Below are 23,061 nucleotides of genomic sequence, written 5' to 3' on the forward strand. Positions count from 1 at the left end.
GTGTCAGCCGGTGCCGGCGGCCCCTCTGGTCATCCTTGGGAGGTGACTCGACATGTCAGTATCAAGACGACAGCTCCTCAAATGGGGCGGTCTTGGAGTTGTTGGAGCAGGATTGGTAACTGTTCCCATTTCCACCGTGTCAGCAAAATCAGCCAGCCAGCTCAGTTCACGGGATATGCCAAAGCCCTATCAAACCGCTTTTGTGCGCCCGCCGAAACTGACGCCGAAATCCGTCACGTACGATCCGGACGGCAGCCGGGTCAACCACTACGAGATCGCGATGCGCCACGCGCAGGCGCAGATCCTGCCCGGCAAAAAGACCGGCATCCTGGGCTACAACGGCACCTTTCCCGGCCCCACCATCGAACTGGACCAGGGCACGAAAGCGGTCGTGCACATGCGCAACCGGCTGCCGAAAAACCACCTGCAGTGGTCCCACCACCTGCTGGCCACCTCCACCCACCTGCACGGCTCGGCGTCGCTGCCCCAGTACGACGGGTACGCCAGCGACGTCACGCCGCCCGGGTTCTGCAAGGACTACCATTACCCGAATTTCCAGCCTGCCCGGACGCTCTGGTACCACGACCACGGCGTGCACTTTACCGCGCAGAACGTGTACTCGGGCCTGGCCGCCATGTACATCATGCACGACCCGGTGGAGAAGGATTTGCTGCCGCAGGGCGAGTTCGACGTGCCCCTGGTCGTCAGCGACGCGATGTTCGCCGCCGACGGGTCCCTCGCCTACGACGACCGGGACCACTCCGGTTTGTGGGGAGACGTCATTCTGGTCAACGGCAAGCCCTGGCCGGTGATGAAGGTCCAGCCACGGGTCTACCGGTTCCGCGTCCTCAACGCCTCCATCTCGCGGTCCTACAAGTTCGCGCTGAATACCGGCCATCCCCTGCATCTGGTCGGCACCGACGGCGGGCTGATGCCCGTCAGGCAGTCCGTGGCAAACTGGCGCCAGGGCATGGCCGAGCGGTACGAGGTCCTGATCGACTTCAGCAAGTACAAGCCCGGTACCCGGGTCGAGCTGAAAAACCTGTCCAACGCGAACAACCGGGACTACGCTTCCACCGGCAAGGTGATGGCCTTCGACGTCGTTGCCCCCGCACCCGACATGAAGTCCGATCCGAAATGGAATGTCATTCCCACCACTCTCGCGGACAACGAGGTCATGCGCCTGACCAAGGACGACGCCGAGGACAAACGCCGGTTCCGCGTCCAGCGAGGCGGGGTGACAGAACCGTGGACGATCAACGGCGTCACCTGGGAGGACGTGATTGCCAGCGGCTTCACGCTGGCCAGCGCCGACCCGAAACTGGGGTCGGCGGAGATCTGGGAGATCGAAAACAAGTCCGGCGGCTGGTTCCACCCGGTGCACATCCACCTGATCGACTTCCAGATCCTCAGCCGCAACGGCAAGGCCCCCTACCCGTGGGAGCGCGGACCGAAGGACGTCGTCTACATCGGGGAAAACGAAAAGGTCGACGTCATCATGAGGTTCGGCCCCCACCAGGGCCGCTACATGGTCCACTGCCACAACCTGCCGCACGAAGACCACTCCATGATGTTCCAGTTCCGCGTCGGCCTCGGCGAAGACGATGACGACCCGAACGACCCCATCAAGGCCGCGCCCTGCGAACTCGACACCGACCCCGACTGACCCGCAACATGCCGGCTCCGACAATCCCGGCTTCCGTCCCCGACAACAAGCGGGGACGGAAGCTGCGGCGAAGAGCCTGGATCCTGGCCGCCTTGGCGGCGGCGGTCCTGGCGTTGCGTATCTGGGTGCTTGAACCGGTGATGGTCGTATCCGACAGCATGGTCCCCACCATCGGCTCCGGCCGCATCGTCTTCATGCTCAAACCCGGACCCTGGCTCCAGAAACCAGGGCCCGGCGACATCGTGGTCTTCACCTCCCCCCTGGACGGCACGGAAGTCGTCAAGCGGGTTGTGGCCGGGCACGGCCAGAGCGTCGAAATCCAGGACGCCGTCCTGCACGTCGACGGGATCCCGCAGAACGAGCCCTATGTGGATCTGGAAAGCATGGACGGAACCTACTCCCCTCCCACCCGGGTGCCCCCTGGGCAGGTCTTCGTCATGGGAGACAACCGCGAATACTCCATCGACTCCCGCGACTACGGGCCTCTTCCCCTGGAAAACATCGACGGCATCGTCATCGGAATCCGCTGACGCCTGCCGGGACCACGCAACAAGGAAGACAGGAGCCATACCGCAGGTGGCACCCGGCCAACCAGACCCAGACTGCTCCAGATGATTCCAACTTCGTTGCCCCCGCTGCCGTCGTGCAGTCCCGGACCGTCGACGACGGCGAACGCCGATAACGGCGCATATGACGGCGATTGCTTGTCGGTTGCCGGTACTGCCTCTTGCGTAAATCCCGTCACCGGTTGTTGCGCCGCCCGCTGGCGCGCACCGTCGAAGCCGTGCCGGACCTCCAAGATGAGTCCGGCATGGACGCCCTGATCGCCAGTCGCGCTCGTTGGGTGGGGAATAACAGCGGGGTGCGGTACGTTTTACCGCGGTCATCCAACTCTGAAAGAGAAGAGAACAAGCTAAGTGGCAACCGATTACGACGAGGTCCGTCCCGACGTCAAGGAGTCCCAGGAAAAGTCCTTGGGGGCGGTGCAGTCCGCTAATGCACCCGGCGCCCGCAGTGTCACGCTGGAACTGGATGAGGCCGACGGCCTGGACGGCGCCGGCGTCCCCGGTGGCGAGTTCATCATGGAGGAGCTCAATGTTCAGGTCATCCCTCAGGCAGATGACGAATTCACCTGCTACTCATGCTTCCTGGTCAGGCACCGCTCCCAGATCGCCCGGCAGCAGGGCACCCACGCCTACTGCACCGACTGCGAAGCCTAAACCTTCCCGTTCCCCGCAGTCGCGCAGTGCGGTTCCGATAGCAGGGCGGACCAGCAATGCCGGAAACGCTTCCTGAGCCGAGGACAGGTGTGAACGCCAGAACGGCGCGGCGGATCAGCAGCTTTACTGCTTTGGGCGATCCACGAACGCGACATAGACAACGAATCAGCTCCCACATCAGCGACATACGGCTCGCTGACCTCAACTCCGCGACGCCCGAACTCCTCAAAGCCATGGCACTACTTGGCTTGATAGGCCTCGCCGAACGTCGATATCGGCGCTTACGTTTGAGGGCTATGACTGCGGATAAAACCTGTAGCTCGTGACGTAATGACACGCCCGTGCGTTTAGAAGAGTTGCAGTGGTTTGAAGTCGTGGTTTATGAATGCTGAATGGATATCGATCCGCGCCGGCTGCGCGTGCTTCTGGCGATTGCGCGGACCGGCGGTGTGCTGGCCGCCGCTGACGAGTTGCGGATTACGCCTTCGGCCGTCTCCCAGCAGCTCAACAAGTTGGAAGACGAGACGAAACACGCTTTGGTCGTACGGACGCCTAAAGGCTCGGTGCTGACGCCTGCCGGGTTGGCGGCAGCGGAGGCCGCCGAGGAGATCGAGCGCGCTCTCAACGTCGCACGTGCCCGGATGGAAGGCGGGGCAGAGCTCGCAGGAGTCGTGCGCGTGGGCGGCTTCACCAGCTTCCTCCGGACCATAGTGATCCCTCACCTGCCCCAATGGCGCGTCCAATACCCCCAGCTGCAGATCAGGATCTTTGAGGACGACCTCCCGGCGTTGATCCGAATGCTTCGTCAGCGCGAGCTCGATGCCGTAGTGGTCGAGTTGGACTCAGCGACGGCGGCGCAACGCTCGCTGCCGGCCGGAATGTCCGAGGAGCCGATGCTGGATGAGCCGTGGAAACTGGTCGTTCCCTCCGACGCCCTTATCGACACCGAGAACGTCGACCTTGCCCGGCTGCCGCTTCCGTGGATCGGCGTCGAACATTCAGCCGCCAACGCTTCAGTCATCGGCCGTCTCCACAGGTCAACGGGAGGCCAGGTGAATACAGTCCATCAGTACCAGGAGACGCTGACCGCCCTCGCATTGGTAGCCGCGGGAGAAGGAGTTGCCGTCGTCCCGGCCCTGGCGTTGAGCGGCGTCGTCCAGGACGGTGTCGACGTCCTGGACGTCCCCGGTCTCGGTACCCGACGCATCGTTCTGCGGCGGTTCGATCGGCGAAAGTCTGTCAACGGGCCAATGGACACAGTCGCCCGCCTTCTCCGGGAATCCGTTGCTGCGTTCGACGCGCACGCGGTGGCACAGAGGCCCTGATCTTCCGGCCGCGCCGACCGTCGCGTGCCGTCCTGATCGCCTGTCCCGAAGAGCCTCAGGCTACGGCCCGGTGCTGCCAAGGCAGCTCCTGACCCTCCAGACCGGGAAGTTATGTCAGCACAGCCGCGGAACCGTGCGCCCGGGCTGGCAATGAGGCGTGGCAAGAGCCCGTGACGGGCGCGGCGGCATCAAGTGGATTGCTGACAGCCACCACGTCCAGCACGGCGGTGACCGGTATGTGTCGATATGGCCCCTGCGCCGGACCGGGAGTCTCGGACGCCGTGAGGTCGGGGCGGCGCCGGAGATATGCGGCAATGCTGGCATAGAGGGCCAGGACGGCCCAGGCGAAGTTGGACGCCGCACTCGGCCACGCTCCATAGAGTACGCAAGCGCTCCCGCCCATCAGGCCGCCTGCCACATTGAGGGCCGCATACCGGCGTGACTCCGGGGTGACCGAACCCTTCCACAGCATGGCGTACGCCATAAAGGTTCCGACTGTCCCCAGCCAGCCCAGAACTGCCACCAACATCGCTTTTCCCTCTCAACCAAAGTGCCGTTACGACACCAATAATCTCCACCCTTCATCTTTAGATCAATTGCATTGTTCTGTAGTCGAGGTTTAGCAACACTGAACACGGAATCCGGCTACGCGTTGGCCGTGCCGAGTCCGCCTGGTCGGATTGATCGTGTCTGCGTGCCTGAAGGGTTCCGCCAGGGCCTTATCTGCTTGTTTGACGTGCGACCCTACGGTCCACACCGCCATCGAGCGGGTGGTTAGGCTGGGTGGATGGCGACAGTTATTCTCGTGCGGCACGGCCGCACCACAGCCAATGCCGCTGGCCTGCTGGCTGGCCGGGCCGCCGGCGTCAGCCTGGACCAGATCGGGCGCGACCAGGCGGCTCTGACCGGAGACCGGCTCGCCGCGGTGCCCGTAGTCGGGGTGGTGTCGAGCCCTCTTGAGCGTTGTCAGCAGACCGCCCGGCTCATCCTCGATCGTCAGGCTGGCACGCCGTACACGCCGGTCGATCCCGATCTCACCGAGTGCGATTACGGCCAGTGGCAGGGCCGCACGCTCAGTGATCTCGCGACCGAGGATTTGTGGCCGGTTGTGCAGTCGCAACCGTCCGCCGTGATCTTTCCCGGCGGTGAGTCCATGGCCGCGATGCAGGCCCGGTCGGTGGCAGCGATTCGACGCCACGATGCAGCCTTTGAAGCCGAGTACGGGCCAGGGGCCGTGTGGGTGGCCGTAAGTCACGGTGACATCATCAAGTCAATCCTCGCCGACGCGCTCGGCATGCACCTTGACCTGTTCCAGCGTATTAACGTGAGCCCCGCCTCCGTATCGATCGTGCGCTACGGCGCTATCCGGCCGAGCGTCTACGCCACCAACACCGACGCGGGGGATCTGTCGTGGCTCTCGAACGGCATCGGTTCCGGCGATGCGCCGGTGGGCGGCGGTGCAGGGCAAAAGGCGCCATGAAGCTCATGCGCCTAGAATACGTACATGCCTACACGTGTTCACGAGTTTGCCTGGCCTGATCGGGTCGTTGTTGGCACCATTGGCCTTCCGGGGGCGCGCACGTTCTACCTGCAGGTGCGCGCAGGGACGCAGATCGTGAGTATTGCCCTGGAGAAGCAGCAGTCGGCTCTGCTCGCGGAGAAGATCGACGAAATTCTCGACCAGCTCCTCACCGTCGAGGGCAACCCCTTCAGCGTTCCCACGAGTACTCCCATTGAACTTGTCGACAATGACCAGCTCGAGGCCGTTCAGGAACAGTTCCGCACCGGTGCGATGAGCTTAGGCTGGGATCCAACCACGGCGCAGGTCGTCATAGAGGCCCACCCCCTCACCGATATCGATGCCGATGCCGATGCCGATGACCACGCCGAACCGCTTGATCAGGACGGCGCTAACGAGCCCGAAATGCTGCTGGTGCGCATGCCGGTCGGCACCGCCCGCGCCTTCGCCAGGCGCACCCGTGAGATCGTGGGCGCCGGCCGTCCGATCTGCTCGCTCTGTGGTTACCCCATAGACGCCGACGGGCACATCTGTACCCTTCCCGAGGTCTGATGCCGGCGCCGGACCTAATGACCGCCGAGCTGACGCTCACCGGCCGCATCACGACGGCTTCAAACGCTACATTCCTGGGCCGCATCGGCGACGTGGCGGTCGTCTATAAGCCGATAGCAGGCGAAAGTCCGCTGCGCGATTTTCCCCACGGCACCCTGGCCCACCGGGAGGTGGCCGCCTACCTGGTCTCGCAGGTCTCCGGATGGGACGTCGTGCCGCACACCTGGCTGCGCGACGGTCCGCTGGGTGAAGGAATGGTCCAGCTCTGGCAGGAGCAAGACCCCGCCCAAAACGCCGTGAACCTGATCGCGACGGACCACGTGCCGCAGACGGGCTGGAAACACGTTCTCGAGGGACGGGATGAGAACGCACGGATGCTCGCCCTCGTTCACGAAGACTCGCCAGCGCTCAGACGCATGGCGGTGTTCGACATCGTCATCAACAACGCCGACCGCAAAGGCGACCACATTCTTGCCATGACGGACGGACACCGTCACGGCGTGGACCATGGGCTCACCTTTCACCGTGACCACAAGCTGCGCACGGTGCTGTGGGGGTGGCTGGGAGAGGCTCTGACCGCCGAGGAACTCGACGGCGTCGATCGTGTCAGCCAAGGACTGCACGGTGGGCTTGGCCGAAACCTGGCGGACCTGCTCAGCGCCGAAGAAATCGCATCGCTCGCCGCGCGCTGCGCACGGTTGCGCTTGGCAGGGCGGTTTCCGGCTCCGAGCGGTGAGATGCCGGCGGTGCCCTGGCCGCTGTTCTAAGGGAATTACGGCTACGCGCTTCGCAGGCCGATAACGGCGCATATGTCCCAGGCATTGGATGTCGGATGAGTATTTCCAGTGAATGGTCGAACGCAGAAGGTTTGCCGTCGGATCCGTGCACGGGGTGTGTGGATCGCCTGGGCTAAGCTAAGACCTCCAAGTTCGGGTGTCGGAGGCGGGCAGGTCTCCCCAAAGTCCTGCCCGTGCCCCGCATCCTGTAAGCCGAGACGAGCCGGCCGCTGACAGTCCGTGCGCTCCCCCAGTCGCCGGACTCCGGCTTCAGCTCCCGCCATCTGCTGGTCTAAGGGTGAGCGAGAAAGCTCAAGGCTTCCGCAGGGTTAGCTCAAATTTGCTTCAAGACGCATGCTTCGTCCTGCCGACCGGCCGATTCGGTAGTATTCGGCGCGGATTGCATGAGCAACGGCCGATATCAGTGCAAACGTCGGGCCCTGGTTGGAAAGTCTGGTCAGAGCGTCGAAGTGCGAGGGGTTAGCGCCAGCCCAGCTGCGGCGCCACATACTTCAGGATCGACTCGATGACGTGGGCGTTGTAGTCAACGCCGAGCTGGTTCGGGACCGTGAGCAGCAGTGTGTCTGCCGTGGCGATCGCCTCATCCTCGGCCAGCTTCGCGGCCAGCTCGTCCGGGGCACCGGCGTAGGAGCGGCCGAAGACCGCCCGCGTTTTTTCGTCGATATTGCCTATCTGGTCTGAGCTGTGGCGGTCGCGGGCGAAGTATTGCCAGTCCCGCTCGTCCGTCAGCGCGAAGATGCTGCGGCTGACCGAGACGCGCGGCTCCCGCTCGTGCCCGGCCTCCTTCCAGGCCTGCCGGTACAGCTCGATCTGTTCGGCCTGCTGGACGTGGAACGGCTTACCGCTCTCGTCATCCTTGAGCGTGGAGCTCTGCAGGTTCATGCCGAGCTTCGCGGCCCAGATGGCCGTGGCGTTCGAGCCGGAACCCCACCAGATGCGATCGCGCAAGCCCTCCGAGTACGGCTCCACGCGCAGCAGGCCCGGAGGGTTCGGGAACATCGGGCGGGGATTCGGTGCCGCGAAGCCCTCGCCGGTGAGCACCTCGAGCAGACGCTCGGCGTGCCTGCGGCCCATGTCCGCGTCCGACTCGCCCTCGGCGGGGACGAAGCCGAAGTGACGCCACCCGTCGATGACCTGCTCGGGTGAACCCCTGCTAATGCCCAGCTGCAGTCGGCCGCCCGAGATCAGGTCGGCCGCGCCCGCGTCCTCCGCCATGTAGAGAGGATTCTCGTAGCGCATGTCGATCACGCCGGTACCGATCTCAATGCGGTTTGTCCGCGCCCCGATGGCAGCGAGCAGCGGGAACGGGGAAGCGTATTGCTGCGCGAAGTGGTGCACGCGGAAGTAGGCGCCGTCCGCCCCCAGCTCCTCAGCCGCGACCGCGAGGTCGATCGCCTGCAACAGCGCGTCCGACGCGCTGCGCGTGCCGGACTCCGGGTGGTCGGTCCAATGGCCGAAGGACAGAAATCCGATGTTCTTCACAGCGGAAACGAACATGGTTGCGGAGGTTCTTATTCCCGGAAGCCGCGGCCTCTCTGGGCTTGTCAAGGAAAATCGTTGGTTGCTGGTTGGTACGCCCGATCCGCCAGGTGACTCCGGGATGTCCATGATGGGGGTGAATCCGGGTTATCCACGGCTGAGGATATGGGAGCCGTTGGGGTAGCTCCCCCCCGGCAGCCGTAGCGGTGGATAACCCATAAGGATTGTCCCCGGTTGTGGGCAGCGGAACCTTGCTGCCCGAAATTCGCAGGACTTGGCCTCAGGGCAGGAGCTGACGAAAAGGACCTGCCTTTGTGCAGCGTCCGCCCAGGGCAGCGCTTATCGGGCCGCGATGCCCCACAGGTCCAGGACCGCCCGGACAAGTGCGACCAGCAGGCCCGCCGCCGCGATCCACACGCCGGCCAGCTGCAGCCGGTATGACTTCTTTTCCTGGTCCTGATCAAGCTGCGGCATCGTTGGCTTTCCTCCCTATGGCGGAGAAACATCGTAGGCCTCCAAGCCTGCCTCCGGAACGACTCCTCCGGCGCGGTCCGCCGGCTGCCCACACCGCATCCACAATCCCTGCACCGAACCCCGGCACCTTGGCCGGGATGCGTGGATAACCGGTCCACAGAAACCAACCGGCGTGTCACCAAAACCGGGTGTGTCGCCGCCGGGAACAGGGTCGGCGGCGCGATATGTTGTTCGCTTCCGAAAGCAGCAACACGCCACTACAGCAGACAGGAAACAGCAGCCATGGCAACCGACTACGACGCTCCGCGGACAAAAGACGACGACCAGACCGCCCAGTCACTGGAGGCATTGCAGGCAAGCCGGGCAGGCGCGCAAACCGCTGTCCTCGACCTCGACGAAGCCGACACCGCTGAAGGCATCGACCTTCCCGGCGCCGACCTCTCCGCCGAGGAGCTGGTCGTCACCATCGTTCCGCCGCGCCAGGACGAGTTCACCTGCATGTCCTGCTTCCTGATCCGCCACCGCTCCCAGATCGCCAGGGAGAACGATGACATGAAGTACTGCCGGGACTGCGAAAGCTGACCCGCCAACCCGCAAGCGCTTGTTCCGGAACAGACCCGTGAAGGAGGTGCTCAGCATCCCACTGACGCCGGCAAACCGCGCGCATGACCCGGCAATCTAACCGGGCTTGGGCGGCGTCAGGACAGACGCCGGAATTCCCCCGGACCGAGTTGCACGTAAATCGGCAGCACCAACTGGATGGGAGCAACGCCGACCGGCTCGCCGAGCAGCTCGTTGATGGAGGTCTGCCCTTCAAGCTCGCAGGTCCGGTCCCTATCCATAACTTGGCCTTAAAGGTGCCTGGCGGGCCTAATCCCTTGGGCACGCGTAGCAGGTCGGCCTGCTACCGGTGCATAACCAGGAGCCGAAGGACGCCGCCATATAGCGCCGAAAGTCACATTCAAGAGTTTGTGCGTCATCCCGACAGCAGGTGACAAATGGTGCCCCTTGTCCCAATAAACGATCCTTTGATGCAACGGTCCTGTGAGCATTTTGGCTTGCCGCGTTCAGCTGTTCTCCTGTCGCTGTTGCTCTGGTCAGTGTAGAGCTGCATCAGCGGCGCCAAGTCTCGCAGGACGCCCAGTATCGTACTGTCGAAAGGGTGGTCGAGGCGTTCCGGCCCGTTCACACCCTGCTCAACACGCAGATATGCGGGTTCCTCACCTTCTAACGTTGGTAACGTTATGCGTGATTTGAACGGGAATGCCATCGTTGGGAGCCCACTGCCCATGGGTGCCAAACACACCTGCGTATTAGTGCCCGTCAGGCTCTTGCGAGCTGTTTCGGCTCCCCGGCGGCAGTTGCTGTAGATCCCCAGCCTAAAGCCGACCCATGCTTTCCTTCGGTAGGTACTGTTGGGACCTAGCCTGTACATACAGAGAACTTGCGGCTAGGCATCGATCACCATATCGGTGCGCGCGGTCGAGCAGCAGGGCAGGAACTTGCCAGCATCGATTTCCCGTGCCCGGATACCGCCCTGGTGGTTCATCTCAACCTCCCCGGACAGCTTGACGACCTTGCAGGAGCCGCACATGCCTTCCTTGCAGTTCGCACCGATCCTGACGCCCGCACGCTGGGCCACCCCGAGGATGTGTTCGTCGGGGTCAATCCGAACATTGATGCCGGTACGCATGAAGGACAGGGTCAGGCTTCCCGTTCCCACGGTGTCAAAACTCGAGGCATCAGAGGAACCGGGCTCCTCTCCCACACCCGAACTGGCGTCTTCAGAACCGGGTGCATCCGGGTCGACGGTTTCCAGCGGCATCCCCGTGGCCTTCAGGGTTCCCTCGGCGTCGTAGCCTGGCTCGTAGATCCCGAACTCCGTGGGCTGGCTGTCATAGTAGTCTTGGGCGGAATCTTCAATTTCCTCCGCGATTTCCTCGGCAATGTCCGCTGCAAGCGCGAGCTCTGCTTGGTATTCAAGGAGCGTCTGGCGATCTCCCGAGAAGAATTCCATGTGAATGGAGGTGTCGTCGACGCCGACCTTCTTCAGGAGTTCGGCGGCGGTGTTCAGGTATCCCTCGGGGCCGCAGGCATAGACCTGGCGGCCGTTGGCATCGGGGGCAACCTCGTCGAGCATGGCCGCCGTCAGCCTTCCGGTGAGCCATTCCCACCCCTCCGGTATGCTGCGGTCGCCCAAGGAGTAGAAGACCTTGACGCGCGAGTCCACTGAGGCGATGTAGGCGAGCTCCTGGTGGAAGGCATAGCCTCCGGCCTCCGCTCCGTGGTAGAGCACCACAACATCGGCCTGTCCGGGCAGGGAGTGGATGGTCCGCACCATCGACATGATGGGGGTGATGCCTGCGCCGGCGGCCAGCAAAAGGTACCGTGCCCGGCGGTCAGCATCAGGCAGATGGAATGCCCCGACCGGTCCGAGCATCTCCAGGACGGTGCCGGGTTTGACGTTCTCGTGCACCCACGGTGAGACCAGTCCAGTGGGGTCGCGTTTGACTGTGATGTTGAAGGTCCACGGCTGGGTGGGCGAACTGGACAGCGAGTAGCTGCGATCCACCGGATCCTGGTCCCCGCCGTTCACGGGAAAGGCGACGTTCACGTACTGGCCTGCACGGAACGCCAGGGGCGCACCGTCGCAGCGCCGGAACACGAAGGTCATCATTCCGCCCACCTCTGGAACGACCTCGACACATTCCGCCATGAACTCCTGCGGATGCCAGGGGCCCAATGCGTGGGCGGCGCGGGCGGGTCCCTCGGTGCTGCCCATCACCCTGTTCCACGGCATCTCAAGACCGCGGATGCGGTGTGGTTCCTGGATTGCCATCTCGGTGAGGAGTTCAATCATGCCAGGTGCTCCTGCACGCGCTGCACGTACCAGTTGATGAACGCCTCGACCTGGTATTCGCTCTTCATATACGGGCCGGGCTCATAGGCGGGGCTGCTGGCGCCCTTCTGGCACAGCTCCACGAACGCCTTGTCCTGCAGATTTGTCTGCTTCCAGGTGTAGGTGAGTTTCTCCAGATCGTAGTCGACGCCTTCCTCGGCGTCGTCAGCCACCAGCCAGGTGGTGCGTACCAGTGTCTGGTGTTCGTTAACGGGGAAGACGGCGAACGTGATGACGTGGTCCCCCTGGAAATGGAACCAGCTGTTGGGCTGCAGGTGCATCGAGCAGCGGCCAAGGCGGAAGTCCCGCAAGTCGCCAAGCAGCTTCTTCGAGAGCCTGCGCCCATCGGGCGAGAACGATTCCCCTTCACCATCGAGCGATTCCCGTGAGATGCGGATACCCGCGATGCGCGTGTCGAGCTCCTCGACGACCTCATAGGGAAGGCCATAGCGGCGGCAACGCTCCTCGAGCGAGGACTGTGCCTCCTTGTTGCGGTCCCACACTTCCTCGAGATGGGCCGGGATCAGGCCCTCCGTCAGGCCCCAGGTGGGAAAGAGGGAACAGGCGAGTTCCGGGTGGCCATCGCAGTGGTAGCACTCACGGTTGTTCTCCATGACGAGCTTCCAGTTGCCCTCCTCGACGATGTTCTGCTGATAGGCGATTTTCGCCTTCGACAGATCGTGGGGTGCGAGGTAAGGCTCGAAAATCTTGGAGGTTTCGTCGAAATCCGTCGGCGGTTCGTCCGCAATGCAGACGAAGATGAGTCCGGCCACCACGCGGCTGTGGGCACGTTTGAGGCCGAAGCAGCCCTTGTCGAACTTCGTTTCCCCCGGTGCCGAGGCGTGGATCAGGTTGCCCTCCGGGGAGTAGGTCCAGGAGTGGTAGCCGCATACCAGGTTTCCGGTTGACCCCGCGGGTTCGGTCAGGACGCGGGCGCCGCGGTGACGGCACACGTTATGCAGGACGTTCACGCCGCCGTCGTCGTTGCGCAGCACGATCAGCGAGTAGGGCCCGTAGTCGACGGTGACGTAGTCGCCCGGCTCTGGGAGCTCGGCGATGCTGGCGGCAAAGATCCAGTGCTGGCCAAAAATGGCCTGCATGTCGATGTTGAAAATCGTCGGATCAGTGTAGAAGGGGGCATCGAGGGAATATCCCACGCGCCGGGAATCGAACAACTCGGTGATTTCCGCCAGCTGCTCGGCAGGCAATGATGAAGCGAGTTTTCCGCGTGAGTTGAGAGCCACGTTCACTGGAGCTGACATTTTTTTCTCCCGGGAGGACTGGAAGTGTGCGATTGGTGGGGACTACGAAGTTAGTGGGGACTGCCGGTGTTGCGGAGATGTTGTAGTCACGAGATTAGGGAGGACCGATGAGCAATCGGGGCCTGTCGTAGATGGCAAACAATGAGCAGGCGGCCGGTGAAGCCTGGAGGACGGGCTGCTTAGCTACCGAAACATCACCCAAGGATGCTCCCACCACCGCAAGCGTCTCCATGTCTAGCCCTCCATGTTCATATGCGTAATACGCAACGACAACCACATCGTGCAACAGTGTGACGTATCCCACCCTTAGGTGTCAACCCCTTAAAGACGCGACCCGAGGGCACATAAATGCCTTGACGATGCAGTGCGCGTAGGTGTGACAGTGTGGGACGCTAAACGGCGCAACTTCCCTCCTTTCATCCCCGTCGGAGAGACGCCGGCAATGGCGATTTCATGAAAGCAGCGGCAGCTCGTCGCCGTCCAGACATATGGGCAACTAGGGTCAGCTTGGATGTAGTAGAACGTGCTGTTGTGACAGGGCATGCCAGCACTTATGGATCTTTGCTCGATTGGTGCGGCACATAGCCCACTCGATTCCCGGGAACCTTCTTTACCGGTCGCCGGCCGGCTGGATCGAGGGAAAGGCCCGGCACTGTGGATGCGATGAGTACCGTCGGGCGGACCCGGGCGGAACAGGCGTATCTGGAACTGCGCCAGCGGATTGCCGACATGTGCCTGCCGCAAGGGCCGTAGTGTTCCGCCCCCGTTACCCCCCTGCTGTCAAAGGTTTTTCAGGAAGAATCCCCGGCAGGCACCAAACACTGCCCCACGAGAACGCACTGAACACAAACGCACGGATGCCGACCAGAGTCACCTGATCGGCATCCGTGCATTGCCTTGTTGTTGTGGCGACACGGCCCGCCAAATCTGCTTCGAAACTTGCCGATCCGCTGGAACCGGGTCACCAGTAAGGGCCCTTCAGCGGATCAGTTGCTGATTGCTCATCATCTGATCGCGGACCTGTTCCAGCCGCTGCTCGTCGATGCGCACGCTCTGTATTCGCTTCCACAGTGAGGCACCTTGGCGTAGCTTGCGGATCATTGCGCTCACCTCCTTTTGGGCCAGGTAGTTGGGCATGATGTTTTCGGCGCGCGCAGAGTCGGTGGCGGTGACATCGTCGTCGGCAGTAGGTCCGAACGCGTTTGTTCCGTCCAGGTCCCGCAGGCTGCCGGCGGTGATCAGCTCACCGTGGCCCGCATTTTGCCCGTCGGACCTTGAATCCGCCGGTGACATTGCGATCGGTTCTGCAGACAGGACAACCTGCGGCTCTGCGGATTCCTGCTTTTGTTCAGGCGGCCGGAGTGACCTTTCCGGAGCGGGTAAAACAGCTGAATCCAGCGGTTTCATGAGTGCTTCCTCTTTCGATGGGTTATCAACCGGGACTGACCGTCAAAGGGACTCGTGATCCTGACACGAGTCCTGGACTGCCAGAACGTTTTGGCGATGCAGGGTTTTTCGGGATGCAGACAGCAGCGGGCTGTGCCCGTGCGACATTTACTGCGAAGGTGCTCATGGCGAAGGTCCTCAACGATTGACGTGAGGCCACCGCGCGAAGGAGCGGTAGAGATACGGTGGTTCTTAGGGAAAGCGGTTTAAGACAGAAACCGGCCCAAGAAGCTGAAATCTAGTGCGCAGAAATGGCGGAGGCGGGGCGGACTTTGGCGGTAAATACGCCGCCGAGCGTCTTGAAAATATTCACGGAACCCACCTCCCTTTCATCTAGTGCGCCAATAGAGACAATGCCCGACATAAGCTCGTGATTGAGAAAGATCAATCGGACTCGTTTAACATACCCACGAACGGACTGCTTTGACCAGCGTGTTTGGGAACTTTCTTGAGAAACTTCTTCTTCAGCGGCGTGTTTCCTTCAACACGCCGACGAATAACGACGGCGGGGCTCACCAGAGACGCTAATGGCCAGAAAATACGTCGCAAGATGGACTCTCACCGGTTGACCCATTAATAGACTGGCCGCAGAGGCAGGCCACGTCGCGCGATGGAGCAGAATCAGGATGAACAACGTAGTCCCCCACAACACCGCTCCCGATCCCCAACTCACCGCCTCGCGCGTCGTTGAACTGGATGCGCTGAGGGCCTTCACCCTGTTGGGAATCCTCTGCGTCAATATCTGGTTCTTTGCAGATCCCTTTGTCATGACCGGCAACTCCAATCCGGATTTTCAGTCTGCGCAGGATGTGGCCGTCAGGTTTGCCGTCAGCGTTTTCTTCGAAGCCAAGTTCTACATCCTGTTCTCGTTCCTCTTCGGCTACAGCTTTGTCCTCCAGTGGGCCTCCGCGGTTTCCGCCGGCCAGTCCGAGGTGCCCCGCACGCTGCGCCGCGCTGCAGGCCTGGTCATCATCGGCCTCTTCCACGGGCTGTTCCTGTTCCACGGCGACATCCTGCTGACGTACGGACTCGTAGGCCTCGTCCTGCTGGGCACCCGAATGATCTCCGCCCGGGCCGCCGCTGTTGCCGCCGGCATCCTCATCGGAGCCATGGGACTGATCATTCTGCTGCTGGGTTTGCTGACCGCAGCGGTGGAGCCGACACTCGGAGAGGCCGACCTCCAAACACTGCCCCCTGCGTTCGACCTCGCCGGAAGCCCGGCGGCCGTTCTTGCCCAGAACATCTCGCTGTATCCGATGACGCTGGTCAACGCCCTATTCCTGCAGGGGCCGATCGCGCTCGGTGCGTTCTACGCTGGACTGGCGTGCGCGAAGAACAGGCTCATTGAGCAAGGACTCTCGCGGCGCACGCTGATGATGGTGGTCTGCATCGCCCTCCCGATCGGGCTGGCCGCGGCCTTGCTGCAGGGTTACCTGGTCAAGTATGTTGGCGGAATCGGGCTGCAAGTCGTCGGCCTTGGGATATCGACCCTGACCGGGCCGCTGCTGACGGCTGGCTATGTGGGACTGTTGCTCCTGCTGTTCCGCACCCGGCTCGGCCGGGCGGTGCGCAACGCGCTGGCACCCGCGGGCCAGCTGGCCCTCTCCAACTACCTTGGCCAGTCGGTCCTGATGCTTCTGCTCTTTACCGGGTTCGGCCTCTCGCTGACCGATCAGGTGCCGCCGCTCGGCGTGCTCGGCATCGCCGCCCTGATCTTCCTGGCGCAGCTGCTGCTCAGTTACTGGTGGGTCAGGAAATTCCGCTACGGCCCGATGGAAGCCCTGTTGCGGGCCGCAACGTACTGGCGGAAACCGACACTGGGTTCGGCGCCTAAATATTCCAGCCAGTGACCGCTGGCGTCTTCTTATCCCAACCTAGATTGCACACTGCCGCTGTTTCGAGGACGAAGCGCCGACCCTCGATCGGCTCCAGCTGGAGCCAGCGAGCGGCGAGGACGCGCAGGAAATGCCCGTGTGCCACCAGCAGCACGTTTCTTTGCCGCAACGACGGCGAATTCTGCTGGCTCCCGGAAAACAGGGCAGCATCAGGAGTGTCCAGCACTTTGGCTATGACGTGGTCGGCCCGGTCCGACACCTGCTGCAGTGTCTCTCCGCGCACCACCCCGTGGGTCCAGATCAGGTAGGAAGGATCCTTCTTGCGGATGTCGACGCTGCGCTGGCCTTCGTAGTCACCGTAGTCCCACTCGTGGGCATAGGGGACCACTTCGGCATCGGGAAAGCCGGCCAGTTCCGCGGTTCTTCTCGCCCGCTTCAACGGGGACGTCAGTACCGACGAGAATTTGACACCTGACAGCTTACGTCCTGCCGCGACGGCCTGCTGCACGCCATCCTCAGTCAGCTCCAGGTCCGTCAGGCCCGTGTACTGATGGTTTTTTGACCACACGGTCTCACCGTGGCGCACCAGCCACAGCTTCGGGAAGTCATGGGCATCCGCCGCTTCGATCATGACAGGCCCTTTGTTGAAGCAGCATCAGTAGCATCCAAGGGTTTGGTACTGTCAGCAGCTGCCTCGGGCTGCTCCGCCCACCAGGCCCGTAGTTTCCGTTCCGCGACCTCGGCATCCTGCGGGCCGTTCTCCAGCCGCTCCTCCAGCAGGAACTTGTAGGCACGGCCGACCACCGGACCCGGCTTGATGCCCAGCAATGCCATGATCTGCTGTCCGTCCAGGTCCGGCCTGACTGCATCCATCTGCTCCTGTTCCTGCAGGTCGGCGATGCGCTGTTCCAGGTCGTCGTAGGCGAACGCGAGCCGTTCCGCCTTGCGCCGGTTCCGGGTGGTGACATCCGAGCGGGTCAAGCGGTGCAACCGTTCGAGTAGGGGGCCGGCGTCGTTGACGTAACGGCGCACGGCCGAATCGGTCCAGCCGGCCTCGCCGTAGCCGTAGAAGCGCATGTGCAGTTCCACCAGCCGGGCCACGGCCTTGATGGTGTCGTTGTCGAAGCGCAGCTTCTTCATCCGCTTGGCCACCAGCTTGGCGCCGACCACTTCATGGTGGCGGAAACTCACCGCGCCGGAAGGTTCGAACCGGCGCGTAGCCGGTTTGCCGACGTCGTGCATCAGGGCAGCAAAACGCAGGACGAAATCCGGAGCCGGCACTGCGCCGTCGTCGTCGGTTTCCAGTTCGCACGCCTGCGACAACACGGTCAGCGAGTGCTGGTAGACGTCCTTGTGCCGGTGGTGCTCGTCGATCTCCAGCTTCAGCGCCGAGACCTCGGGCAGCACGTATTCGGCCAGGCCGGTTTCCACCAGCAGATCGATGCCGGTCCGCGGGTCCTTGCCGTTGATCAGCTTGGTCAGCTCGTCCCGCACACGCTCCGCAGAAATGATCTCGATCCGCTCGGCCATGTCCGTCATCGCCGCGGCCACCTCGTCCGCCACGGTGACATTGAGCTGGGAGGCGAAGCGGGCGGCGCGCATCATGCGCAGCGGATCATCGGAGAACGACGCCGAAGGCTCACCGGGGGTGCGCACCACCCCTGCGTGCAGGTCCTTGACGCCGCCGTAGGGATCGACCAGTTCCAGCGATGGCAGGCGCAGCGCCATGGCGTTCATGGTGAAGTCGCGCCGGAAAAGATCGTCCTCGAGCGACTTGCCGAAGGCGACCACAGGCTTGCGGGAATCCGGATCGTAGGCCTCGGCGCGGTACGTGGTGATCTCGATGGTGTGCTCGCCCTTGCGCAGGCCGATGGTGCCGAAGGCGCGGCCGATTTCCCAGAAGTTGTCGCACCATTTGCGGATGACGGCGATGGTGGCATCCGGATCCGCATCGGTGGTGAAGTCCAGGTCCGGCGACACGCGGCCCAGAAAGAGATCCCGCACCGGCCCGCCGACCAGGGAAAGCTCGTGCCCGGCGTCGACAAAAAGCTGACCCAGTTCGACAACAACTTCGGGCAACGGCAGGGCGGACGTCTCGGGATTACTTGCCGAGCCAAAAAGGTGAACCATAGTGATTTAAGGGTGCCAGAAACACGCGGGCGATGTTTAACAATCTCCGCGCCATGTCCTCCGGGCACAGCACTCGATTAAAAATCGTTAGAGTGGACTGCATGGCACATCCGGTCCCGAGCGCTCCGAAGCGCACTCCACTGACAGCGTCAGTGGGCAGTGCCGCGCCCGGACACCATTCGTTGCCCACCGTGGAGGAAGTTTCGGCCGGCGGCGTTGTGGTGGACACTTCCACCAAGGAATTCCGCGTTGCCATCATTGCCCGCTTCAACCGCGGCGGCCGGCTCGAATGGTGCCTGCCCAAGGGCCACCCGGAGGGCGACGAGACCAACGCCGAAGCCGCGATCCGCGAGATCGAGGAAGAAACCGGCATCCAGGGCGACGTGCTGGCAACCCTCGGCAGCATCGATTACTGGTTTACGGTCAGCGGCCACCGCGTGCACAAGACGGTCCACCACTTCCTGCTCAAGGCCACGGGCGGCGAGCTGACCATCGAAAACGATCCGGACCACGAGGCCGTGGACGTTGCGTGGATCCCGCTGGCGGAGCTCGGCCGGAAGCTGTCCTTCCCGAACGAGCGTCGGATCGTGGACCTAGCCCGCGAAGTCCTGCCCGGGTACCTCTAAGCGATAAGCACGACGACGGCGCTGTCAGGTCCCGAAGAAGCCTCGCTATCTCACATCATCGCCCCGATGATCGCCCGGTAACTGCCCGGTGACGCTCCGATGACCGGCCCATCACACTTCGATGGTTGCCGAGTGACGATGCGATAGCTGCCCGATCACACTTCGGTTGTTCCCGTGTGACACCGGGCCAGCCGCCGGGCAGAAGCCGCAACCACCCCACATCCCGCCACAGCCGCGTTGCTGGACGTTCGCTGAACAGATCCTGCCCCGCCAAGTGAGACGATAGACAGCGATGTCTGACATGGAAACACAAAGCACAGCGCGCGCCAGCGCCGTCATGGCCGCCGGGACCCTGGTCTCGCGCGTCCTCGGGTTCGTGCGCACGTCGCTGCTCGCCGTCGCCATCGGTGCCAACACCACCATGGGCGACATCTTCGAAAAAGCGAACACCATTCCGAACATCATCTACTTGCTGCTGGCTGGCGGGGTGTTCAACGTGGTGCTGGTTCCGCAGATCATCAAGGCCAGCAAGAACAACGACGACGGCGGCGCCGACTACATCTCGCGCCTGCTGTCCCTGACGCTGCTGGTGCTGGCCGCCATCACGCTGGTCGTGACGGCGCTGGCCGGACCGATCATCCGCCTGCTGACGCGGGACTGGACGCAGGGCATGCTCGAACTGGGCACCATCTTCGCGCTCTGGTGTCTGCCGCAGATCTTCTTCTACGGGCTCTACGCCGTGGTCGGCCAGGTCCTCAACGCGAAGAGCCGCTTCGGCTGGTACATGTGGGCGCCAGTGGTGAACAATGTGGTGGCCATCGGCGTGCTGGTCCTCTACATCGTGCTGTTCGGATCCTTCTCCCGCGCCACGGACAGCCCCGAAGCGTGGACTTCGGAGCAGACCCTGCTGCTCGCAGGCGGCACAACCTTGGGAATCATCCTGCAGGCCCTGGTGCTGCTGTGGCCGCTGAGCCGGCTGGGGCTCGGCCTGAAGCTGAAGTTCGGCTGGCGCGGCATTGGACTCGGCCGCGCGGGCAAGGTGGCCGGCTGGACGCTGGGCACCATGGTGGTGGGCAACTCCGCGTACTTGCTGTACGGCACCATCGCCTCCAGCGCCACGGCCGGGCGCCAGGAAGTGGAGGGCTCCGGGGCCGGGGTTGCCGGCGAGTACGCTCTTAATACCGCGACCCTGATCGCGATGCTGCCGCACTCCGTCGTCGTACTTTCCATCGCCACGGTGCTGTTCAACCAGCTCTCGCGCTCCCAGGCCCACAGGCAGCTCGACGAAGTCAGGCAGACCGTGAACTCGGGCCTGCGGACCATCGGCGTGGCCACCATGTTCGGCGCCGCCGTGATGGTGGTGCTGGCCGGACCGCTGGCGCGGCTCTTCGCCGGCTCGGGCCCGACCGCCCCCGCTTCGGCCGCCGCGATGGGCCAACTGCTGGCCGTCCTCGGGGCCGCGATGCCGTTCATGAGCATCTACTTCTTCCTGGGCCGCGTGTTCTATGCCGAAGAGGACGCCAAGACGCCGCTGGTCATGCAGTCCATCCTGTCCGGCACCTGCGTGGTCATCGCCCTGGTCATGGCACAGCTAATGCCCGCCACCGAGATCGTGTTCGGCTTGGCGGTGCTGTTCGCCGTCTTCCATATCCTGTCGGCGCTGCTGGCGCACTTCTTCACGGTCCGTCGGGTGGGCGATTACGGCGCCGGCCAGGTCGCGGAGAGCTACATTCGGATCGGCTACGCCGCCCTCGGCGCAAGTCTCGCCGGCGCAGCAGCGCTCTGGCTGTTCGGCGGGTACCAGCCCGGCGGTTTCGCCATGGTTTCGATCTTCACCGCCATCGTCACCATCGCCGTCTGCGGCATCGTCATGGCGCTGGCCTACCTGCTCCTGCTCAAGGCCCTGCGGGTGGCCGAACTCCACGATTTCCTGCAACCAATCCTCAGCCGGCTACCGGGGCGCGGTTAACAGAACCGCAAGCCAGCCGGTGCCAACCGGTAGCATGTAAACCAAACGTCCAGGGCGCCAAACGCCCAACTATTCCGCCTGGAGGAACACGTGCCGCAACCAGTAGATGTGGGGACCTTGCTCGGCGGCCGCTACAAGGTCACCGCGCAGATCCTCGCGTCCGCCGAACAGGACCTGGTGCTCAACGGCGTGGACCAGGTCCTCAACCGACCGGTCAGCATCCTCGTCGCCGCGCCGGAGAATGCCAGCCAGGCCGCCATGAGCGCCCGCGAGATCGCCACGGGCGAGCGTGCCGGCAGCGTGCAGGTCCTGGACCTGGGCATCACGGACGGCTACACGTACCTCATCACCAACCAGGCCGAGGCGGCGGACCTCCTGGACCTGGTCATCCAGCAGGACGCCGCCCCCTATGTCGAGCCCTTCTTCACTGACACCCTCGGCTCGGAGATCTTCGGCCAGGCCCGCTCGCGCGAGCCGGAGACCTATGACGAGGATGACTACTACGAGGAAGAGTACGACGACGAGCCTCGCACCAGCCTCCGCGACCGCCTGAACAAGCTGGACCTGCCCAAAATCGGCCGTTCAAACAACGACGGCAGCGCCAAGCCCTTGTTCGGCCGTCGCCCGGGTGCCGGTACAGCGGCCGGTGCCGGAGCAGCAGGCGCGGCAGCCGGCGCCGCAGCCGCAGGTTACTCGGGAACCGGTACGGCCGATGACCGTACAACCCACTTCGATCGTCCCCCGGCAGACAGCTCCGCGCGTGCAGGCAGCGTCCCCCCGCCGCCCCAGTCGCCGCCGCAGTTCTTCGACGACAACAATCATCCGGTTACCGCACCGGTGGACCAGCCGCGGACGGAACACCGGGAACAAGGCGGAGCCCCGAAGGTCAGCCTCTGGTCGGACAACGATTACTACGAGGACCGGCCGCAAACCTCCTATCAGCCTGCCGCCGAACCTGCCGCACCGGCCCCGCCGGCGCGCGATGCCCGTTCGGAGGAAGACGAGTACGTCCGCGCGGCTTCGATGTTCCCCGCCGGAGCCCGCGGCAATTCGAGGTCGCGCGAAGAAGACTACGAGTACGACGAGTACGACGACGACGAGAACAACAGCCCGAAAACCTCGCGGTTGCTGATCGGCGGCTTGCTTGCCGTTCTGCTGATTATCGCCGTCGTTATCGCGGTCAACCAGCTGAACCTGTTCCGCGGCGGCCCCGTGGCAGGCGAAAATACGGAAGAGAACAATTCCGCGCCGGCCACTCCGGGTGAGACGGGCGCCGCAGAGACTGCTCCCGCCGAAGATGCCGTAGTGGAGCCCGTAATTGCCGGCCTGGAACGGCTGGTGCCCGACATGCCCAGTCTCGACGCGGAAAACGACGGTAGCCTGCCGGAGGCCATCGACGGAAACCCCGCCACGTACTGGACCAGTTTCCAGTACCAGTCGGACCAGTTCGGCGGTTATGCCTCCAACATGGCACTGGTGGTCGAACTCGAGGAGTCCTCAAGCATCAGCACCATCGAGCTGACGCAGCTCAGCGGCAGCGGCGGCAACTTCTCGGTGATGCTCAACGACTCCCCGACGCTGGAGGGTGCCCGGCAGGTCGCCCAGGGCAGCTTCACCGCGCAGAAGACCACCATCCCCGTTCCGGAAGATGAAGGCGCCGCGCCGAAGGCAGAGTACGTCATCATCAACTTCACCCAATTGCCCAGGCTTTCCAATCCCCAGGGCGGTCCGCCCTTTGGTATTCGGATGGCGGAGATCGAAGTTTCGTGATCGCTTCCAGCCGTGCCGGGTGCCCCGCGGCGCCCGGCACGGAATAAGCTTGGCACTCCGCTCGTTGTGACAGTTGGCTAGACCCGGTCAGG

The 23,061-nt window shown here is 63.4% G+C and carries 21 protein-coding genes; 12 read left to right on the forward strand and 9 right to left on the reverse strand.

Annotated elements, in window-relative coordinates; genetic code table 11:
• Positions 1–202: 202 nt before the first annotated feature.
• The 4 genes from AC20117_RS07200 (at position 203) to AC20117_RS07215 (ending at position 4,211) form a co-directional block, all read left to right on the forward strand.
• Complete coding sequence (locus AC20117_RS07200; RefSeq protein WP_236777463.1) at positions 203–1,666, forward strand: multicopper oxidase family protein; 1,464 nt, start codon at positions 203–205, stop codon at positions 1,664–1,666.
• An 8-nt stretch (positions 1,667–1,674) separates the two neighbouring features.
• A complete protein-coding gene (gene lepB / locus AC20117_RS07205; RefSeq protein WP_083339682.1) occupies positions 1,675–2,196 on the forward strand; it encodes a signal peptidase I in 522 nt (173 codons plus the stop codon).
• 387 nt (positions 2,197–2,583) lie between these two features.
• On the forward strand, positions 2,584–2,886 hold the full coding sequence (locus tag AC20117_RS07210; protein WP_074700303.1) for a DUF4193 domain-containing protein: 303 nt from the start codon (positions 2,584–2,586) through the stop codon (positions 2,884–2,886).
• 392 nt (positions 2,887–3,278) lie between these two features.
• Positions 3,279–4,211, forward strand: a complete 933-nt coding sequence (locus AC20117_RS07215) for a LysR family transcriptional regulator (RefSeq protein ID WP_074700302.1) — start codon at positions 3,279–3,281, stop codon at positions 4,209–4,211.
• Between the two features lie 109 nt (positions 4,212–4,320).
• On the opposite strand, the gene AC20117_RS07220 is transcribed toward AC20117_RS07215, so the two are convergent.
• Positions 4,321–4,740: a CBU_0592 family membrane protein gene (locus tag AC20117_RS07220; protein WP_074700301.1), complete on the reverse strand. Its 420-nt coding sequence runs from the start codon at positions 4,738–4,740 to the stop codon at positions 4,321–4,323.
• A gap of 258 nt (positions 4,741–4,998) precedes the next feature.
• On the opposite strand from AC20117_RS07220, the gene AC20117_RS07225 reads away from it, so the two are divergent.
• Genes AC20117_RS07225 through AC20117_RS07235 form a run of 3 tightly spaced genes read left to right on the forward strand, consistent with a single transcriptional unit; the run spans position 4,999 to position 7,049 of the window.
• Positions 4,999–5,691 carry an Rv2135c family putative phosphatase gene (locus AC20117_RS07225; RefSeq protein WP_074700300.1) on the forward strand — a complete coding sequence of 231 codons (693 nt, stop codon included), beginning with the start codon at positions 4,999–5,001 and terminating at the stop codon, positions 5,689–5,691.
• 24 nt (positions 5,692–5,715) lie between these two features.
• Complete coding sequence (locus tag AC20117_RS07230) at positions 5,716–6,282, forward strand: Rv2134c family protein (RefSeq protein WP_074700299.1); 567 nt, start codon at positions 5,716–5,718, stop codon at positions 6,280–6,282.
• Positions 6,282–7,049, forward strand: coding sequence for an Rv2133c family protein (locus AC20117_RS07235; protein ID WP_074700298.1), 768 nt, complete (start codon positions 6,282–6,284; stop codon positions 7,047–7,049). The genes AC20117_RS07230 and AC20117_RS07235 overlap by 1 nt, the downstream gene beginning before the upstream one ends.
• 489 nt (positions 7,050–7,538) lie before the next feature.
• Here the strand turns inward: AC20117_RS07235 and AC20117_RS07240 are convergent, their stop codons facing one another.
• Both AC20117_RS07240 and AC20117_RS24115 read right to left on the reverse strand, forming a co-directional pair.
• Positions 7,539–8,576, reverse strand: coding sequence for an LLM class flavin-dependent oxidoreductase (locus AC20117_RS07240; RefSeq protein WP_236777464.1), 1,038 nt, complete (start codon positions 8,574–8,576; stop codon positions 7,539–7,541).
• A gap of 321 nt (positions 8,577–8,897) precedes the next feature.
• Positions 8,898–9,032: a hypothetical protein gene (locus AC20117_RS24115; RefSeq protein ID WP_257790785.1), complete on the reverse strand. Its 135-nt coding sequence runs from the start codon at positions 9,030–9,032 to the stop codon at positions 8,898–8,900.
• Between the two features lie 282 nt (positions 9,033–9,314).
• Here AC20117_RS24115 and AC20117_RS07245 point away from each other — a divergent pair, with 282 nt between their 5' ends.
• Positions 9,315–9,614 (forward strand): DUF4193 domain-containing protein, encoded by a 300-nt coding sequence (locus AC20117_RS07245; protein ID WP_074700297.1) that lies wholly within the window; start codon positions 9,315–9,317, stop codon positions 9,612–9,614.
• 116 nt (positions 9,615–9,730) lie between these two features.
• Here AC20117_RS07245 and AC20117_RS23250 read toward each other — a convergent pair whose 3' ends face one another.
• The 4 genes from AC20117_RS23250 to AC20117_RS07260 form a co-directional block, all read right to left on the reverse strand.
• The gene (locus tag AC20117_RS23250; protein WP_158300441.1) at positions 9,731–9,874 is read right to left on the reverse strand and encodes a hypothetical protein; all 144 of its coding nucleotides are present in this window, start codon (positions 9,872–9,874) and stop codon (positions 9,731–9,733) included.
• A 608-nt stretch (positions 9,875–10,482) separates the two neighbouring features.
• Positions 10,483–11,892 carry a ferredoxin reductase gene (locus AC20117_RS07250; protein WP_074700296.1) on the reverse strand — a complete coding sequence of 470 codons (1,410 nt, stop codon included), beginning with the start codon at positions 11,890–11,892 and terminating at the stop codon, positions 10,483–10,485.
• A complete protein-coding gene (locus tag AC20117_RS07255; protein ID WP_074700295.1) occupies positions 11,889–13,193 on the reverse strand; it encodes an aromatic ring-hydroxylating oxygenase subunit alpha in 1,305 nt (434 codons plus the stop codon). The genes AC20117_RS07250 and AC20117_RS07255 overlap by 4 nt, the downstream gene beginning before the upstream one ends.
• Before the next feature lie 978 nt (positions 13,194–14,171).
• Positions 14,172–14,600 carry a hypothetical protein gene (locus tag AC20117_RS07260; protein WP_074700294.1) on the reverse strand — a complete coding sequence of 143 codons (429 nt, stop codon included), beginning with the start codon at positions 14,598–14,600 and terminating at the stop codon, positions 14,172–14,174.
• 665 nt (positions 14,601–15,265) lie between these two features.
• On the opposite strand from AC20117_RS07260, the gene AC20117_RS07265 reads away from it, so the two are divergent.
• Positions 15,266–16,489 carry a DUF418 domain-containing protein gene (locus tag AC20117_RS07265; protein ID WP_074700293.1) on the forward strand — a complete coding sequence of 408 codons (1,224 nt, stop codon included), beginning with the start codon at positions 15,266–15,268 and terminating at the stop codon, positions 16,487–16,489.
• On the opposite strand, the gene AC20117_RS07270 is transcribed toward AC20117_RS07265, so the two are convergent.
• Together AC20117_RS07270 and AC20117_RS07275 are read right to left on the reverse strand one after the other, a co-directional pair.
• Positions 16,470–17,105: a histidine phosphatase family protein gene (locus AC20117_RS07270; protein WP_074700292.1), complete on the reverse strand. Its 636-nt coding sequence runs from the start codon at positions 17,103–17,105 to the stop codon at positions 16,470–16,472. The two genes, AC20117_RS07265 and AC20117_RS07270, sit on opposite strands and share 20 nt — an antisense overlap.
• Positions 17,102–18,604, reverse strand: coding sequence for a CCA tRNA nucleotidyltransferase (locus AC20117_RS07275; RefSeq protein ID WP_074700291.1), 1,503 nt, complete (start codon positions 18,602–18,604; stop codon positions 17,102–17,104). The genes AC20117_RS07270 and AC20117_RS07275 overlap by 4 nt, the downstream gene beginning before the upstream one ends.
• Before the next feature lie 101 nt (positions 18,605–18,705).
• Here AC20117_RS07275 and AC20117_RS07280 point away from each other — a divergent pair, with 101 nt between their 5' ends.
• The 3 genes from AC20117_RS07280 to AC20117_RS07290 all read left to right on the forward strand — a co-directional run bounded on the left by AC20117_RS07280 (position 18,706) and on the right by AC20117_RS07290 (position 22,969).
• Positions 18,706–19,230, forward strand: a complete 525-nt coding sequence (locus tag AC20117_RS07280) for an NUDIX hydrolase (RefSeq protein ID WP_170837947.1) — start codon at positions 18,706–18,708, stop codon at positions 19,228–19,230.
• Between the two features lie 301 nt (positions 19,231–19,531).
• Positions 19,532–21,199, forward strand: a complete 1,668-nt coding sequence (gene murJ / locus AC20117_RS07285; protein ID WP_074703155.1) for a murein biosynthesis integral membrane protein MurJ — start codon at positions 19,532–19,534, stop codon at positions 21,197–21,199.
• Positions 21,200–21,289: 90 nt separating this feature from the next.
• On the forward strand, positions 21,290–22,969 hold the full coding sequence (locus tag AC20117_RS07290; protein ID WP_074700290.1) for a hypothetical protein: 1,680 nt from the start codon (positions 21,290–21,292) through the stop codon (positions 22,967–22,969).
• Positions 22,970–23,061: the final 92 nt, after the last annotated feature.

It is taken from the genome of Arthrobacter crystallopoietes, assembly GCF_002849715.1.
Taxonomy (GTDB): Bacteria; Actinomycetota; Actinomycetes; order Actinomycetales; family Micrococcaceae; genus Crystallibacter; species Crystallibacter crystallopoietes.

Coding starts and splice junctions, on each gene's coding strand:
- lepB (WP_083339682.1), top strand. CDS start 1,675: ATGCCGGCTCCGACAATCCCGGCTTCCGTCCCCGACAACAAGCGGGGA.
- AC20117_RS07215 (WP_074700302.1), top strand. CDS start 3,279: ATGGATATCGATCCGCGCCGGCTGCGCGTGCTTCTGGCGATTGCGCGG.
- AC20117_RS07220 (WP_074700301.1), bottom strand. CDS start 4,740: ATGTTGGTGGCAGTTCTGGGCTGGCTGGGGACAGTCGGAACCTTTATG.
- AC20117_RS07225 (WP_074700300.1), top strand. CDS start 4,999: ATGGCGACAGTTATTCTCGTGCGGCACGGCCGCACCACAGCCAATGCC.
- AC20117_RS07230 (WP_074700299.1), top strand. CDS start 5,716: ATGCCTACACGTGTTCACGAGTTTGCCTGGCCTGATCGGGTCGTTGTT.
- AC20117_RS07235 (WP_074700298.1), top strand. CDS start 6,282: ATGCCGGCGCCGGACCTAATGACCGCCGAGCTGACGCTCACCGGCCGC.
- AC20117_RS07240 (WP_236777464.1), bottom strand. CDS start 8,576: ATGTTCGTTTCCGCTGTGAAGAACATCGGATTTCTGTCCTTCGGCCAT.
- AC20117_RS24115 (WP_257790785.1), bottom strand. CDS start 9,032: ATGCCGCAGCTTGATCAGGACCAGGAAAAGAAGTCATACCGGCTGCAG.
- AC20117_RS07245 (WP_074700297.1), top strand. CDS start 9,315: ATGGCAACCGACTACGACGCTCCGCGGACAAAAGACGACGACCAGACC.
- AC20117_RS23250 (WP_158300441.1), bottom strand. CDS start 9,874: ATGGATAGGGACCGGACCTGCGAGCTTGAAGGGCAGACCTCCATCAAC.
- AC20117_RS07250 (WP_074700296.1), bottom strand. CDS start 11,892: ATGATTGAACTCCTCACCGAGATGGCAATCCAGGAACCACACCGCATC.
- AC20117_RS07255 (WP_074700295.1), bottom strand. CDS start 13,193: ATGTCAGCTCCAGTGAACGTGGCTCTCAACTCACGCGGAAAACTCGCT.
- AC20117_RS07260 (WP_074700294.1), bottom strand. CDS start 14,600: ATGAAACCGCTGGATTCAGCTGTTTTACCCGCTCCGGAAAGGTCACTC.
- AC20117_RS07265 (WP_074700293.1), top strand. CDS start 15,266: ATGAACAACGTAGTCCCCCACAACACCGCTCCCGATCCCCAACTCACC.
- AC20117_RS07270 (WP_074700292.1), bottom strand. CDS start 17,105: ATGATCGAAGCGGCGGATGCCCATGACTTCCCGAAGCTGTGGCTGGTG.
- AC20117_RS07275 (WP_074700291.1), bottom strand. CDS start 18,604: ATGGTTCACCTTTTTGGCTCGGCAAGTAATCCCGAGACGTCCGCCCTG.
- AC20117_RS07280 (WP_170837947.1), top strand. CDS start 18,706: ATGGCACATCCGGTCCCGAGCGCTCCGAAGCGCACTCCACTGACAGCG.
- murJ (WP_074703155.1), top strand. CDS start 19,532: ATGGAAACACAAAGCACAGCGCGCGCCAGCGCCGTCATGGCCGCCGGG.